Genomic DNA, 14,861 nt, shown 5'->3' on the forward strand with positions numbered 1-14,861 from the left:
TCCAATTATCCCTTGCAGGACAGGCACTTTCGCTTATCTACACACCGCAACAAGCGACATTCCGCGAAAAATCCGGGGTAGGTGGCCCAATCGATTCCTTCTCTGATGACTCGCTGCTGAACGTCGTCCCTGTGAGCTGCTAGGAGCAAGGCGACCCCAATTAGGTCGGGGTAGGCGGCGATGCAGCTAGCCAGAGTGCTCGCCAGGATAGGGGTCGTGGCCCGTTTTTCGGCGTTCGCCCAGTAGATCAGGATGTGGCGGGCGTCCCGTAGGGCTCTCAGGCTGCGTTGCGTGCCATACCGGCGCATCAGCGCGCCGTGGTTGCGGGCGGCATCAAGTACTTGGGGATGGTCGTGGAGGTCTTCCTGGTCGTCGAGGGTGCGCGCCGGCGGCCCGATCCACCGCTGGTGATGGTGGCAGACCGTGACGTGCAGCGGAAGCCAGCAGTAGACCGGTTCGCGAATTCCACGGCGGGCCATGCAAAATCGACACATGGGTCGGGACTGGTATGTCTGGCGACTGAAGTCGCGGTCGCCGGCGGATAGTCCGCGCAGCCGGGATCGCAGCACTTGCTGCGGTTGGCCACTGGCAATCGCCAGCCAGTCGACGTGTGGATAACCCCCTGCCCTTCCTGCCACATATTGCCGAAGTTGCGGCGGGCTGAGGTGATTAGCGTGCGCCAGCCTGGCCAGGTAGGACACAACGGTCTCGGCGCGAAACGGTGCGACGGTTCTCGGGAGCTGACAATTGGGGCCGGCGGGCCACGCCGCGGTTGAGCGCGCCATGGTCAGCTGGCGCTGCGCTGGGCGGCGGTATGCGCGGCGTAGTCGATGAGCACGGTGTCCATCAGTTCTCGAGTGACCTGTTCGGTTTCGCTGAGCATGGCCTGGATCGCAGCAGAACGAATGAGATGGGCAAGACTGCCGATCATGCCGTTGGTGCGCCGGTGCAGGTATTTGGTATCAGCGACAAGGGTTCCCGGCTGGTGGCGATGCAGCCGAAGAGTGCCTTCCATCGCGGCGACCAGCGACGTCCATTCGTCGCCGAACGGGAACGGACTGGTGTGGATAACTGCGCAGCGACCGGCAAGCTGACGTCCTCGGGTGCCAGTGAAGACACCGGAGCGTTCCACGTCGATCCCGGCGTAGACGAAGGTCGCGGGCAGATGTTCAGTGAAATACTTCAGGTGGTCGGAAAGCTCTTCTCCGGCACGGGTATCCAGGTTCAGGTTGTGAATTTCGTCGACTACAACGATGTCCGTCCGCGCATCGATGAGCACCTGACAAACCGCGTCGGAGATGTCGGTGACGTTCATCCGCGGATTCAAGGTCGGCAGCCCTAAAAAGCGGGCGAATGCCGAAGCCGAAGTAGATCGGCGCTGCTCTGAGTGATGCGCTACCCGAGCCTCGTCGTAGGCGGTGCGCTCTGCATCGCTGAGGCTGCTCCAATCGCGATCGTCGAGCAGCGTGAACTGCGGAGGATCGGCATCGACAAAACGCCGCCAGCCCTCCAATGTAGTGGTGGGCTGGCGGCGTTCTTCAAGCTGACTGACCGCCGCGGCCTCGGTCATAGTCGCCACAGTTTGGCCTCCTTGCGCGCATCGAACACTGGCAGCGGAATCACCTTTGAAACATCGATTTCGGTGTCATCCTGGTCGTTTTGAGCATCGGCCTGCGGTGCCTGTTCCTGCTGGCCGTCGTCCGGGCGAGTGGGAGCCGGGCGCGGCCACGTCGGCTCGGCCGTGACTCGGTTCCGGCCAGCCACACGTCGCGGTTTTGCGCCCGATTGGTCAGCGTTGGCTGGCGGGCCGCTGGCCGCACGATCGAGTAAATCCGAGGCCGCACGGGCCAGTTCCGCCTCGGTGGGCTTTTCCTGTCCCCGGTTTGCGAGTGCTACACGGGCCTGCTGCCAGATCCCCTCGCCGAATGGAATCGGCGTGGTCCGCAGATGGGTCCATGTGGCCATGATCCAGCCGTCGTCATGGTGATTGCGCACCCAGATCCTCGACACGTCATACGGGTCGTGGTGCACCTCCCACTGGCCCTTATGGGCCTGCACCCCCGAATTCTGGTGGCGGTAGGGGTTTAACGCCTTGGCGTCATAGGTGCGGTTGTTGATCCGAATCCCGTACGAGTTGATCGTGCGCCACTTTGCGGGCAGCAGCTCGATATAATCCTCACCCGACAGCGGTACCGGCACATAACCAGCGAATTCGACCAGGGCGGCGTATTTCTCGTTCGGTGTCAAGGCTTTTCCGGGCGTGACCGGATCACGTAAGCCGTCGTGAGGACGGTTCTGCCATACCGCCACGATCCATTCATCCAACAACTCCTGTAGGGCCATGATCGACCACACGGCACCGCGTTCGGCGTTCTTGCCGCGACGCTCCACCGAGGATCCGACATAGCCGGCGACCTCTTGGGCGAACAGCGTCGCCACCGATTGAAGTGTCCGCTCCACCTTGGGTTTGTCGGTCGGAGTATCCGGATGCGCTGGCTGCAGGTTGATCCCCAGAGTGCAGCACGCCTGCCGAAACGTCTGCGACAGATACGCTTTCCCGTGATCAACCACGATCGTCTCCGGCGCAATCACCGGTCGCGCCGCGGCATCTTCAAGGCGTAGATCGATCTCGGTGAGGCGGTGGTGCGGCAGCACCGACCGCGACATGCGCAACGCGTCCACCCAACCGGGGCGCATCGGCTCCGGTGTCAAAGCCCGCGCCAACAGCAGCGACGCATCCACCGCTTTGGTCGTCGGGCGCAGGACGGCGGCTGGGACCGAGCGAGTCGCGTTGTCAACCATGCCGGTCAGCTCAACCCGATCCACCGTTCCGTCGTCAAGGACCACCCGCACATCCAAGGGCGTGGAATCGATCTCGACGAACTCGCCCGGACGGGCCACCGTCAATGCCCCAAACGGCTTCTCGGGCTGCTTAGCCAGCGACCTGCGGGTGCGAGCGGACCCGAACGTGTGCTTACCGGCCGACAAGCGCCACATCAGTCGATAAAACGTGGTTTCCGAGGGCATCGCATCGCCAGCATCGGGCCCATACTCGGCGACGAGCTCTTTGGCCACCCGGCGACGGAACCGCCGCACCGTCCCTGTCGATAGATCAGTCTCGGCGTCGACCAATCGGCGCGCCACCGCGACAACCCGCTGATCCACCCGGCCGAACACGGCACGGCGCGGCAGATAACGCCGATCGACGACACCCAACAGACCATCACGTTCGTAGGTCCGGCGTTGCCGTTGCAGCGTCTTCAAACTCACCGCATGACCGGCGGCGCGCAGCTCGTCAACCTTGGCCAGCTCCCGCTGTCTCAGCGTCGTAACAGATACGTCGAACTCCGGCCGCCCCACGCCAGTTCCGGCGCCGCTATTGCCGGTCAAGACTTCGATGAGGTGCCGCTCCCACCAGCGCGCACGATCAGCCACTTCCTGCGGCACGCCGCTTAGCGTTTCTTCCGAACACAGCGGGGGCCATGCCGACGACACCAATGCGAGCGTCGGGTCAGTTCCTAGCTGCGATAGGGGCACGGTGCAACGCCCGCCGGTTGCGTTCATGAGCCGAGCAGTCCCACCCGTCAACGCCAGTACAGTGAAAACCTCTCCACCGAGCCGGATCTCATCGCCTTCTCGTACGATTCCGGCCCGCACCTGATCACCGTGCCCCGGCCGGTGAAACCACCGTTGTCTCCGACAACGGCGCCCTCCGGAGATCAATAATCAGCCGTTGATGCCACAGCAAATGAAACAAGACGGGCAACGCGCGCACGGTGTCGCCAACCAAACGAACTCCTGCCATCAACGGCCTTGGTTGCGCGAACGCCGCCAAAAGTTCTTCAACAACACCGATGCGGCAGACACGTGAATGTCGATAACCCGACAACCACCGGACGTTGGCCAGCAGAGTTGGATCAATTAGCCCGACCCGCCGATACAGCCAACCAATTGAGCGACAAGCGCTTTCAGTTTTCTCAAAGACCATCGCATCGGAGGGCCGGATGCGGTTATCGGCCCGCACATCGACTACAACGCCCAAACCATCAGAGTTTCGAGCAAAGAAATCGGGAACATGCCGACTGCCGTCGTCCCAGCAGAAACGAAACGGTTGCGAGGCCACACCAACCACCTCAGGATCCGCGTCCAGCAGCATCAAATGGTCCCGCTCCAACCACGATTCATGACCGACGTGTTGACCTGTCGTGGCGAACCACCACAGGCCCGGATAGTTTCGCTGACCACGGAAACAGGGGAACTCGCGGACAGGGCGGCAATCCGATTCGAACCTGAGCGTGGCGGATCGCTGCAGCGGAACTCGTTGGCGTTGACCATCGGCGAAGAACTCTAAGTCAATGTCACTCACACCCTGCGGCGCCAGCAGCGCCGAAGCGGCCCGCACGCATCAATGTTAGAGGGAATGCCTCAGATCAAGTGAAAACGACACGCAGATGCCTCAAGTCAAATGAAAACGTCCCAGGTCAAATGAAAACGGACAAGTCCAGAGCAACCGGTGCTGCGGCAGACGAATAGCACTGCGCCCCAAGCTATTCCGTCACTGTGACGAATTGCAGCGGTGTGGCGGGAAGGGGCGGGATGTCGGGAGCGCTTCGCCGCGCGGCCTCTCGTCGAGAGTCCGCCCATGGGCCCCCTCCGTCCAGTCAACGGTGTGATCGTTCATGTAGTCGCCCGGATACTGAGGAATGCACAAACGACCGAACGAGCCTGGAAGCGCTGGGCATGATGATGGCTCAACCAGCTTGAGTCGCAAGCGCTTCGCCATAAGCCCACGGTAGCTAACTACCGATAAGCGACATTATGTCAGGTAACACCGCCCCACGCCATGCTCCCTAACTGTCTGTGGGACAACCTGTTCGGTCTCAGTGCATCTGGCGGTCCTCGCAATGAATCTAGCGGCCGTCGGATTGCGGACGGTCGAAACGGTCACCGCTCTATATCCATTTTGAAACGCATCCGCGTTTCGGCTGGCACAGGTCTATCGGCAACTGCAGTCACCTCGTTAACATCACGCGATGCACGATTTGGCCCCAATGGCAATCGATGTGCGTACGGCGTGATCGCGTCGCGCATCAAATCCGCGATAGTGCTGCAGTTGATAACACTAGATTCGGGCTACAGCCCAGATGGTACGACCTTGCCGTTTACCGTCACCTCGACCTGGCGGGTCTTCTGGTTATATGCGATCCGTCCATGCTCGAAGGTCGACACGAGCAGATCGCCGTCGGCGTTCACGTCGCTGGTCGGGAAGCCCAGCGGACCTGCCGAACCGTTGTTGCCGGTGACCGCAGGCACGCCCTCCGGGTCGCGTGGGATATTCCAGGCCTCCCGGATCTTGCCCGTGGTGATATATGCGGGTGTGCTGGCCTCGTCGTTCTTGGCGGTAATCACACCGCCCTGGAACTGCTGAAATACCAAGCCGCTCTCCCGTGTTCCCGCGTTGCGGTCACCCGTCAGTGGCTTGCCGAGAGCTTGTCTCTGACTCTCTGTTGCCGATGAATACTTGGCAGCGATCGGGCCGGTCAGAATGACCTCGACGTCTCTCTCCCCGATGAGCTTCACCTCAGTGGGCTGCGCTGAGGGTTTAGGCGTGGAGGCGGCGCTCACTCTTACCTGAGGCGGTGCCGATGCGTCGACGCCGTTGCCATTGCTGCAGCCCCCGGTGATCAGTGCGACGGCAGCCAGGCCGACAACTGCCGCCTGGCCGCGAGCGATCGTTCTCATCGCCTTCCTCTCGCGTCTTCCTGAGTGGGTCAAGTCGCGGCAGACCTTCTCGCCCGGCCGGCCATGTAACCGAACCAATGAATGGCCCGATCTTCGTCGCTCCGGACGAACTTACAACGCGGTCATAGACGGTGAGCCGACCACCTGAGGAAGGACCACGGGTGCTCGATGGAATCCACCACGGGCTCTGCGGGCCGAATTCCATGGCATTCTCCTCAGCACGTCGCGTGCAACTTCACGATTCCGTACCCGCCGGAGGTTTGCGGCCTGGTAGCTGGCTCGGTGATGCCCGATTATCCGAGTCTTGTGTCGCCTAGAGCTGCCCAGCGTTACTCTTTGGCGATGATCGCCGGGGAGAAGGCGCCCGACTTCACTCTTTATGATCACACCGGTCGGCCTCGGACACTGTCCACGCTCCTTTCCAAAGGGCCGGTTGTGCTGTTCTTTTTCCCCATTGCGTCCTCACCGATCTGTACGGTCCAGGGCTGTCATTTTCGGAACCTGAGCAAAGAATTCGCCGCGGTGGGCGCCCAGCGGGTGGGCATCAGCACCGACACCGTCGACAGGCAGGCCCACTTCGCCCAGCAGCGCTCGTTCGACTATCCGTTGCTCTCCGACGTGGACGGCGTGGTGTCCGAGCTGTTCGGGGTGCGCCGAGGCCGGCTCGCCAAGCTGCGGAGATCCGTCGAGGCGCGCCAGGCCGTCCGAGGTGGCCGGCATACTCGGCGCCGCGGCCTGCTGGCCCGGCTGTTGCCGGTCCGACGGGTCACATTCGTCATCGACACCGACCGCACCATCCTCAAGGTCATCTCCAACGAGGTGCGCGCGTCGGTGCACGCCGACCAGGCTTTGCGGTTCCTGCGGAACCACAACGTGCCAACTGTCCGAAAAAAGCAGACCGATGCGCATCAGCCGCCGCAAGGCGGCAATGACACGATTCCAATTCGCGGGGGTGACGACAAAGTGCGTGCCGGATTGGCTAACGGTGCTATTCCACGCGTGCGAGACGGATTGTCCCACCGGCATGTCGAATTCAAGCTTCCAACCGTTTAGCGGCGCCGTGCTCGCGTTGGTGATGGCGAAGCGGGCGATGAAACCGGTCTGCCAGGTATGTTCCACCGACAACCTCGCCGTGACCGCAGCCGCGTGAGCCATGGGCGCGAAAGCAAGTCCGAGCATGGCAACTACCAATGCCGACACCGTTATGTGAAGCGCTGTGCGCCAACGCTTCACATAGTCCTTCAGTCCGGCCATAGCAGCCAACCCTAAAACCAAGCATGCGATATCGGCCTTCGCATCGCGGTACGCTGCAGTACCTATGCTCAACCGAGACCGTCATGAAATTTTCGCCGCGCCGCAGCATGAATGCCGGCTTGTGGCATAATTGTGGCATGAACCGCATACGCTTGAGCACCACTGTCGATGCCAACTTATTGAACAGTGCGCGCGGCCTGCGGGCGGGCATCACCGACGCCGCCCTCATCGACGAGGCTCTCGATGCTTTGCTCGCTCGTCATCGATCGGCTGAAGTAGATGCGGGTTACGCCGCTTATGACGAACACCCCGCCGATGAGCCCGACGAGTGGGGCGACCTGGCGTCGTGGCGGCGAGCCGCTGGCGCCTCGTGACCGCGCTGCCGACACGCGGAGAGGTGTGGTGGTGCGAGATGGTGGGGGCCGGCCGCCGCCCGGTTGTGGTGTTGTCGCGTGACGCGGCGATCCCTCGGCTTCGGCGCACACTCGTCGCTCCATGCACCACCACCATCCGAGGGCTGGCAAGCGAGGTTGTTCTCGAACCGGGTCTCGACCCGATCCCGCGGCGTTCGGCGGTGAACATGGATTCGGTCGAAAGTGTCTCGGTCGCGGTATTGGTCAGCCGGCTTGGCCGGCTTTCCGATACCCGGATGCGCGCGATTTGCGCGGCCCTTGAAGTCGCAGTTGACTGTTCCGGCTGACACACCGTGACAAGGCGACACGGTCGTTGGCCCAATTCATTTCGGCCGCAATGATTCTGCTACCTACCGCTCATCAGCCTGCAGGCACACGACGCCCAAGCACGACAGGCATTACCCGCTAAAGGTCGCCAGTGAAATCAGCGCTGAGCCACCGGTCCGGTCGGACAGTGAACAACACGTTGTCCGACGTTTCGAAGTCGCGAACGAATGCTCGCCCACCTTCCTCACCGAGATAACGGATGGCGATGGCTTCCCGCACATCCTTCGGGGCCGGTGTCGTGGTCTCGACCACGGTGCCCTCGACGACCACGTACTGGTATGGCGGCTCTTCGCGTTGGACGACCAGCGTTACCGCACCCGCGCGCTCGATGAGCCGAGCCTTGCGCGACGACGGCGAGGTGCCGATTCGGATGTTCCCTCCCGGCGTGTAGTCGTACCAGATCGGCACACTGGCCGGCGGTCGTCCGTCGGCGGCTGCCACGGACAACACTGCGACATGCTTGGCGGCGAGGAATTCCTGACGTTCGGTTTCGCTGAGGCTTTTCACGCCGAACCAGAACGCAAACCCTGAAGTTCTATTCCCTCCCCCCGCAAAAGTGGTTGGACGTACGGCGACCTGGCTATTCTCGCTTCTGTCATGACGCATCGAGCCGATGCTCTCGGCGGCCACCACCGGATCGTGGCCGTCGCCAAGGCGCTCGCCTTGCTGGGATCGGCTGCGGTGGTCGTCGTCACCGGCATCGGATGGCACATCTACCGCACCGCGTCGACTGGTATCACCACATCTGACGCGCTGGCCAACCAACCCGTTCGCACCGGAACCGACCAAAACATCCTGATCATGGGTTTGGATGGCCGTCGCGACCAGCGGGGCCGTCCCCTGCCGCCGGAGATTTACGACGCGCTCCATGCAGGCGGTGAAGACTCCGGTGAGGGCGACGCCGACGCACTCATCGTGTTGCACCTGCCCGCAGGGGACGCGCCGGCCACCGCGATCTCGATCCCCCGCGACGACTATGTCGAACTGGCCGGGTGCCCGACCTCGGACTGTCGCGGCAAGGTCAAAGAGGCCTACCGGTTCGCCTACCAGCGCGTGATGGACCGCGGCACCGCGTCGCAGGACCCCGCCACAAAAGAACAGGCGGCCCGCGAAGCCGGCCGCAAAGCCGAAATCAACACAGTCAGAAAGCTTTTGCAAATCCCGATCGACCACTTCATAGAGGTCACCTTGGTCGGCTTCTTCCAGGTTGCCCGTATCGTCCAGCCCATCACGGTGTGCCTGAACGAAAACACCTCGGACACCTACTACTCCGGCGCGGATTTTCATCGAGGCACCCAGCAGATCAACGCCGACCAAGCGATGGCGTTCGTGCGGCAACGCCGCGACGCCGACAACGAGTTGTTCACCGACCTCGACCGAACTCGCCGCCAGCAGGCGTTCATCGTCTCGCTGGTCAACGCCCTGCGTCGCAATGGGACATTGACGAGCCCCGTGCGGCTGCACAGCCTGCTGGATGTCGCCAAGCAAAACGTCGCTGTCGACGCCGGTTTCGACCTCGAAGGCTTTCTGCGCGACGCGTCGGCGTTCCCCAACCGACCTGTCACGCTCTACACATTGCCGGTTACCGATTTCGGCGAAATCTCGGACGGCGAAGACGTCAACTTCATCGACGTGTCGACGATCCGCTCCATCGTGCGCAAATTACTAGCCTCGGGCTCACCCACCGCGGCTCCGCAGACAGCCAACGCCGCACAGCCCACCGCAGACACCATCACGCTCGACGTTGTCAATGCCTCGGGCAGGCAAGGTGAAGCTGCTTACCTCGAGAAGTCATTGGCCACAAAGCCTTTCACAGAAGGAGCGGTCAGCACCGCCGACGCCATCAGCCCGACAAGCGCAATCGTCTACGGACCTGGCGCTAAAGCAGCCGCCGACCGGCTCGCCGACGAATTGGGCATCAGCGCCAGCGCATCCGACAGCGTCACCCCCAACACGGTGCGACTGACCGTCGGCGCCGATAGTGTCAACTTTGACCTCCCGAACCACTCATCAGAATCGCCGGCCACGTCCGTCACCACGGTGTCGGCTACCGCCACCGGCACACAGCAACCATCACCGACCAACCTCACCCGCATGGCCGCCGGCAACATCCCCTGCGTGAAATAACAAGGCAGCCAAGCTACTTCACTGCGGATGGGTTGCCAGGTAGTCGGTGACCGGGATCGGCGCGGTTGCGACGTAGCCGATGGGCAGGAGCACGTCCCCGGCCGTCGTGTGGTAGTAGATGTCCCACCGGCAGTAATCCGCGAATCTCGCGGGATCGATCGCGAGCACCGCGGCGTAGTCGTCGATCGCCCGGACGTATTGGTTCGAGTGGTTGTACCGGAAGAGGGCATGGTCGTGGTCGTCGACGAAACCGTTGGCGGCCAGGTAGCGACCTGCGGCCATGATGCTGTCGTGCGGCGAAAGGATATCGCCGCCGTCGCCGTACGCGGCGAACGTCGACGGCAGAAATTGCATGGGCCCTTGCGCACCGGCACTGCTCATCCCCGCGATCCGGCCGAAACCGGTTTCGACCAGGTTGACCGCCGCAAGATAGTTCCAGCCGACACCGGTCGCGGTCTCCGCTTCCCGGTAGTAGCCGAGAAGTTCGTCCGCCGGCGCCGGAGCGTCGACCCGCCACGCGGGCAGGGTGTCGTTCGGTTGGCTCGCAACCAACGCGCCGAGCTGCCGTCGAGCATCGACGTTGCGGTCGTAGACCTCTAGCAGCGACGGCGGGATCCGCGGCCGCACAACCACGTCCCATTCGGGATGCCAACCGAGCGCCCGGTAGGCCTTCTGTTCTCGGCTGGGGGCCCCTGACAGCACGGCCTCCGGGGACGTCGGGTCGCGCAGCGCCCGGTCGTCGGCAACCAGGTCGTCGGCCAGCTGCACCGGGTCCGATGCCAGTCGCAGCTGCGGCGGCGGGAGAGTCGATGCGGAGGCGGGCTGCGCCGCAGTCGACGTCGAGGCGGTCGCCGGCCTGGTCGGCCCCGAGCACGCGACAAGGAAGACCGTCACCGCCACGGCCCACATGGCGCCATACATGACGCGAGATCCCCTAGCTCGGCACACCACCACCGCTATTTTCGACGACCGAGAGGCTTACCACTAGTCCGATTCACCAATTTGCGCGCCCGTCAGTGAGTCCACGTGGTACCGGCTGGCCGTCCACGGCGGTGAGTCGGCGGTAGGTGTGAGTGTGACCGTGACCCGCGCTTTGCCCGCGGTGAGCGCGTCGGGCACGACGTACGTGTCGTCGAGCCAACGATGTGAATTGTTGCTGCGCGGCTGTAGCCAGGTGCCGGCGGGAATGCCGTCTATGGCAACCTCGGCCGACTGATAGCCCGCTGCTTGGTCCGATGTCCGGCGCAGCAAGACGCCGTGGTTATCGGGGGCGACTGCGACATCGAATGTGATCGCGGCTCGGGTGGCGTGGACCGATCCCACAACAGGGCGGCTGTCCTCGCTGCCCTCGTACTGGCTGACCACTAGCTGATCGGTGGCATCGGCGTCGCCGTAGCCGTGCAGGAGTCGGCCGACGGGGTCGGTGGGGTTGACGTCGTCGCTCGGCGTGGCGGTGTTGGTCGGTTGTGTGTAGAGGAAAGCCGTTGAGCTGTAGTCGGGTTGGACCATATTGCGTTTTCCGTGCTCGATGCCGAATCGGATTGCCGAGTGGTAGTCGATAGCCTCGGCGAGCATGAGCCGATAGGCGGCCACGCAGTAATCGGCACAGCCGCCGGCGGCCGTGCGTTGATCCGGCTGGCCGGTGAGCGGATCGCTGAAGTGCGTGCCGTTCTTGAAGTACCAACCGCCCTCGTAGAAGTCCTCGGTGCCGGTGCCGTACCACTGAGGCGATGCGGCACCGTCGGTGTAGACGCGTTCGGCTCCTTCCAGAAAGTACGGGGCGTCGTCGCTGAACGCCGTCTTGATCCGAGAACCGCGGATGGTGTGGCTGACGCCGACGAATTTGCCGTGGCCATTTTCATCGGCGAACAACCAGTCCTGACCCAAGATCGTTGGTCCGGCGTGCGAGCGTGCGGTGAAGTAGCCGGCGCGACCACTCGCCAATGCCGGCGCCCACTGTGGGTCGGGCGTGATCACGACATCGCTGTCGATGCCTGCTACGGGATTGCCGGTCGTATTGACCAGGGCGACATGCGCTGAGCGGGCGAACGGCATCGGCCACCACGCCGACAACGACAGCGGCCCGCCGGGCTGCGGGATCGCGGCGAACATCAGCGAACGCACGTCGTTGGCGCCCAGCCCGGCACCGAAGAATTCGCCGAGAGGCGAGTCGACCAGTGTTTGGCCGTCGAACTCGATCCGCAGCCGCAACCCGGTCAGGAGTTGATCCGTCGGTCCCGGTAACCACAGGTGCAATGCCGAAATGCTGCCCGGCCCAGGCGCTTCCGCGATGGTCAGGCCATCTCCGGCGGGAAGCTCGACGACGCGATCGATATGCGCCGCTGCGGGTGCCGCGGGTTTGGGGTCGGCGGTGCTCGCGGCGCGGAGCATGGCCAGCACGTCGAGCGCGGTATCGGAGCGCGAGAAAGTGGCCACGCCGTCGGCTGTCGAGAAGTGGCGATAATCGACGTGGTAGTACTCCAAATTCGATGCGACGCTGATCCGCATCGACTCCCGATACGGCATCGGCACCTTGACGTAGACCCCTCCCGGCGATTGGGCGGCATTGGCTACCAGCGGCCACACGAACGGCGCACCCAGGCCTCCGTCGACCACCGATTGCAATGGTGCGTCGACGGCGGTCTGCCCATCCAGCTCGATGCGGATCGTTCCCAGCGCCCTCACGTTGCCGCCGTCGCGGGTGAACCAGATCGAATCAACCTCTCCCGCACCGCGATCCTCCGCGATGACGCACCCGGCACCCCCAGAAGCCAGACATCCCCCGCTGCCATTCTTGTTACCGGTGGAGATGTCGAAATCGCCGCCGCTCCGATCGAAGCTCGAAACCTGCAGGCTTTGCGTATGGGCGCTCAGGTACGGCAACCGATCCAACCGCCGATAGGTGTCCCAGCCCACTAACCGGGCTCCGAAGCTTGCGACAACCGGCTCGGCCGATGCGCTGCCCGCGGCACCAACTGCGACCACCCCCGACAGTACGAACACTGCAGACAACACCTGAGCGGCCAACCGCATAGCGACAAAGGTTACTTTTCAGGCACGGTGACGAACTCGATTTCCGGTACGCCAATCGGAAACCGTTGGCAGCCAAGGACTGTGCGACGGACAACGCGCCAAGCACCAGCGGGAGACGCGCGATCGGCGCCGTATGCCGGCCGTCGGGGTTTAGTGAATCCGCGACATGCCACGGACAAGGGCGGATACTGCATCCGGACCCAGGCAGATCCCCCACTCCTGACCGATCGAGAGGCAATCGGTGACCGACCGCTGTTTTGCCAGCGTGATGCTCGACGACGAACTGTGGCGCTCGCTGGCCGCGGTCGGTGCAGACCACCAGGTGCCCTGGGTGCATGGATGCACCCTCGAGCATGGCCATGACGGTGACCACCGGGCCCTGGCTTACCGCGGCGGTGGGCAGGATTACTGGGTGCACTGGGACGAACGGCGAAAACCCCGCCTCGACACAGTCGGCGATCCCGCACCGCCTCAGCCGCCACCGGCGATGCCGACCATTGCCCACGTGTCCCCCGCGCCCGCATCTGAGCAGCCCGATGCGCTGTGGGCCATCGCCGCGGCGTTGGAACGCCTGGCCGATGTGATCGCCGCCGCCTTCGATTCCCCCGACAAACCGGGTCGGCACAGCGGCGGCGGCACCGGCCCGGGATCCTGACTGATCCGAGCGCGTTGGCAGTATCTGGCAGTGCTCGGCATGGACCGGGCAGCGGCCGCTGACCTTCGATGATGTCGGACCTGCACCGACTATTCGAGGAGGAACCACCGACATGCCACAACTTGCACTCAAGCAGGCAACCATCGAATACCTGGAGCTGGGCCCGCAGGATTCACCCCACCCGCCGGTCCTGTTTGTCCACGGCATTCTGGTCGACGGACGACTGTGGCGGGAGGTCGCCGAAGGGCTGGCGCGCCTCGGTTTTCGGTGCGTCGTGCCGACGTGGCCGCTGGGCTCCCACACCATCCCGGTCAACGAAGCCGCCGTGCTTTCGCTGGCCGGTGTCGCCGAGATGATCAACGACGCGATCGTCGCCCTCGATCTTTCCGATGTCACGCTGGTCGGCAGCGACACCGGCGGCGGGATCTGCCAGCTGCTCGTCGACGCCTACCCGGACCGGATTGGCCGGCTGGTGCTGACCAACTGCGACGCCTTCGACAAGTGCCCGCCGTTCCCCTTCGACGTCGTGTTCGGATTACTTCGTGGCCCCATTTCGATCAAGGCGCTCTTCGGGCAAATGCGGTGGCGCACGCTGCGTCACTCGCCACTCGGCTTCGGTCTGCTGGCCAACCAGCTCGATCCGGACCTCACCGCTGCGTGGCTGCAGCCCTGCCTCAGGGACTCCCGCATCTGCCGCGATCTGGCGACGCTGCTGCGTCAGGTGGCCACCACCGACCTCACCGGTGTGGCTACCCGTCTACCCGAGTTCGCCAAGCCCGTCACGATCGTGTGGGGCCAGCGGGACCGCTGCTTCACCCCCGAGCTGGGTCGACGCCTGGCCGGATTGTTCGGCAATGCAAAGCTGATCGAGCTGCCGGGCGCCAAAACCTTTGTCGCCCTTGATGAGCCGCAGGCAGTGATCGACGCAATCGCTTAGCTTACGAACCGCCGGTCAACACCGCGACACGGCAGGCTGCGCAAAGAGCTTTCCCCATTCATGGCGTGCCGCCGACTGTGCGTCGGTGAACGTGCGGGATGATTTTCCGCCGCTGCCCGCGAGATGCACCAGCGCCCAGGCCATCGCGAACACCGGCATCCTGTGACGCTGCGCCGCGCCGAGCAGCTCATGCAAAGCCGACTCCGAGCTGCACCGACGAAGGCCGATCAGAATGCCTTGTGCCGTATCGAGGATGCGACCATTTTGCGGGTCGGAAGAGATCTGGGCGTGCACCCAGTCCGCCATCATGCCGTGCTACCTCCCTTGGACAAGGAATTCCGCTGGGGTGCACAAAACTTGCGAACGGCTTCGC

At 63.6% G+C, this 14,861-nt stretch carries 12 protein-coding genes and 3 pseudogenes; 6 read left to right on the plus strand and 9 right to left on the minus strand.

Annotation, left to right across the window (positions count from 1 at the left end; genetic code table 11):
- Nucleotides 1-787 precede the first annotated feature (787 nt).
- The 4 genes from AWC14_RS09470 to AWC14_RS09485 all read right to left on the minus strand — a co-directional run bounded on the left by AWC14_RS09470 (nt 788) and on the right by AWC14_RS09485 (nt 5,742).
- Nucleotides 788-1,570, minus strand: a complete 783-nt coding sequence (locus AWC14_RS09470; protein WP_045375306.1) for an ATP/GTP-binding protein — start codon at nt 1,568-1,570, stop codon at nt 788-790.
- The gene (locus tag AWC14_RS09475; protein WP_081968017.1) at nt 1,567-3,564 is read right to left on the minus strand and encodes a Mu transposase C-terminal domain-containing protein; all 1,998 of its coding nucleotides are present in this window, start codon (nt 3,562-3,564) and stop codon (nt 1,567-1,569) included. Before AWC14_RS09475 ends, AWC14_RS09470 begins: the two co-directional genes overlap by 4 nt.
- A 97-nt stretch (nt 3,565-3,661) precedes the next feature.
- Nucleotides 3,662-4,402, minus strand: a complete 741-nt coding sequence (locus tag AWC14_RS09480; protein WP_081968016.1) for a TnsA-like heteromeric transposase endonuclease subunit — start codon at nt 4,400-4,402, stop codon at nt 3,662-3,664.
- A 731-nt stretch (nt 4,403-5,133) separates the two neighbouring features.
- Nucleotides 5,134-5,742, minus strand: coding sequence for an LGFP repeat-containing protein (locus AWC14_RS09485; RefSeq protein ID WP_045375303.1), 609 nt, complete (start codon nt 5,740-5,742; stop codon nt 5,134-5,136).
- Nucleotides 5,743-6,084: 342 nt separating this feature from the next.
- On the opposite strand from AWC14_RS09485, the pseudogene AWC14_RS09490 reads away from it, so the two are divergent.
- Nucleotides 6,085-6,606: pseudogene (locus AWC14_RS09490) on the plus strand (peroxiredoxin); the annotation flags it as partial.
- Between the two features lie 60 nt (nt 6,607-6,666).
- Here the strand turns inward: AWC14_RS09490 and AWC14_RS29525 are convergent.
- A pseudogene (locus AWC14_RS29525) lies at nt 6,667-6,996 on the minus strand (cellulose binding domain-containing protein); the annotation flags it as partial.
- A 116-nt stretch (nt 6,997-7,112) separates the two neighbouring features.
- Here AWC14_RS29525 and AWC14_RS09495 point away from each other — a divergent pair.
- Together AWC14_RS09495 and AWC14_RS09500 are read left to right on the plus strand one after the other, a co-directional pair.
- A pseudogene (locus AWC14_RS09495) lies at nt 7,113-7,370 on the plus strand (type II toxin-antitoxin system antitoxin MazE5); the annotation flags it as partial.
- Nucleotides 7,367-7,696 (plus strand): type II toxin-antitoxin system PemK/MazF family toxin, encoded by a 330-nt coding sequence (locus tag AWC14_RS09500; RefSeq protein WP_045375310.1) that lies wholly within the window; start codon nt 7,367-7,369, stop codon nt 7,694-7,696. The pseudogene AWC14_RS09495 and the gene AWC14_RS09500, both read left to right, overlap by 4 nt.
- A 118-nt stretch (nt 7,697-7,814) precedes the next feature.
- Here AWC14_RS09500 and AWC14_RS09505 read toward each other — a convergent pair whose 3' ends face one another.
- Nucleotides 7,815-8,243 (minus strand): pyridoxamine 5'-phosphate oxidase family protein, encoded by a 429-nt coding sequence (locus tag AWC14_RS09505; protein ID WP_045375299.1) that lies wholly within the window; start codon nt 8,241-8,243, stop codon nt 7,815-7,817.
- A gap of 90 nt (nt 8,244-8,333) precedes the next feature.
- Between AWC14_RS09505 and AWC14_RS09510 the strand changes: the two genes are divergently transcribed.
- Entirely contained in the window at nt 8,334-9,863 is a 1,530-nt protein-coding gene (locus tag AWC14_RS09510) for an LCP family protein (RefSeq protein WP_045375298.1), read from the plus strand.
- 18 nt (nt 9,864-9,881) lie between these two features.
- On the opposite strand, the gene AWC14_RS09515 is transcribed toward AWC14_RS09510, so the two are convergent.
- Nucleotides 9,882-10,784: a lytic transglycosylase domain-containing protein gene (locus tag AWC14_RS09515; RefSeq protein WP_249026324.1), complete on the minus strand. Its 903-nt coding sequence runs from the start codon at nt 10,782-10,784 to the stop codon at nt 9,882-9,884.
- A 63-nt stretch (nt 10,785-10,847) separates the two neighbouring features.
- Complete coding sequence (locus AWC14_RS09520) at nt 10,848-12,896, minus strand: glycoside hydrolase family 172 protein (RefSeq protein WP_081968014.1); 2,049 nt, start codon at nt 12,894-12,896, stop codon at nt 10,848-10,850.
- Between the two features lie 241 nt (nt 12,897-13,137).
- On the opposite strand from AWC14_RS09520, the gene AWC14_RS09525 reads away from it, so the two are divergent.
- Complete coding sequence (locus AWC14_RS09525; protein WP_045375294.1) at nt 13,138-13,551, plus strand: hypothetical protein; 414 nt, start codon at nt 13,138-13,140, stop codon at nt 13,549-13,551.
- Nucleotides 13,552-13,663: 112 nt separating this feature from the next.
- Nucleotides 13,664-14,488, plus strand: a complete 825-nt coding sequence (locus AWC14_RS09530; protein WP_045375292.1) for an alpha/beta fold hydrolase — start codon at nt 13,664-13,666, stop codon at nt 14,486-14,488.
- Nucleotides 14,489-14,503: 15 nt separating this feature from the next.
- Here the strand turns inward: AWC14_RS09530 and AWC14_RS09535 are convergent, their stop codons facing one another.
- Nucleotides 14,504-14,797 carry an ANTAR domain-containing protein gene (locus AWC14_RS09535; RefSeq protein WP_045375289.1) on the minus strand — a complete coding sequence of 98 codons (294 nt, stop codon included), beginning with the start codon at nt 14,795-14,797 and terminating at the stop codon, nt 14,504-14,506.
- Between the last annotated feature and the right edge of the window lie 64 nt (nt 14,798-14,861).

It is taken from the genome of Mycobacterium kyorinense (assembly GCF_002101735.1).
In the GTDB taxonomy this organism is placed as follows: domain Bacteria; phylum Actinomycetota; class Actinomycetes; order Mycobacteriales; family Mycobacteriaceae; genus Mycobacterium; species Mycobacterium kyorinense.

Coding starts and splice junctions, on each gene's coding strand:
- AWC14_RS09470 (WP_045375306.1), bottom strand. CDS start 1,570: ATGACCGAGGCCGCGGCGGTCAGTCAGCTTGAAGAACGCCGCCAGCCC.
- AWC14_RS09475 (WP_081968017.1), bottom strand. CDS start 3,564: ATGAACGCAACCGGCGGGCGTTGCACCGTGCCCCTATCGCAGCTAGGA.
- AWC14_RS09485 (WP_045375303.1), bottom strand. CDS start 5,742: ATGAGAACGATCGCTCGCGGCCAGGCGGCAGTTGTCGGCCTGGCTGCC.
- AWC14_RS09510 (WP_045375298.1), top strand. CDS start 8,334: ATGACGCATCGAGCCGATGCTCTCGGCGGCCACCACCGGATCGTGGCC.
- AWC14_RS09515 (WP_249026324.1), bottom strand. CDS start 10,784: ATGTATGGCGCCATGTGGGCCGTGGCGGTGACGGTCTTCCTTGTCGCG.
- AWC14_RS09520 (WP_081968014.1), bottom strand. CDS start 12,896: ATGCGGTTGGCCGCTCAGGTGTTGTCTGCAGTGTTCGTACTGTCGGGG.
- AWC14_RS09530 (WP_045375292.1), top strand. CDS start 13,664: ATGCCACAACTTGCACTCAAGCAGGCAACCATCGAATACCTGGAGCTG.
- AWC14_RS09535 (WP_045375289.1), bottom strand. CDS start 14,797: ATGATGGCGGACTGGGTGCACGCCCAGATCTCTTCCGACCCGCAAAAT.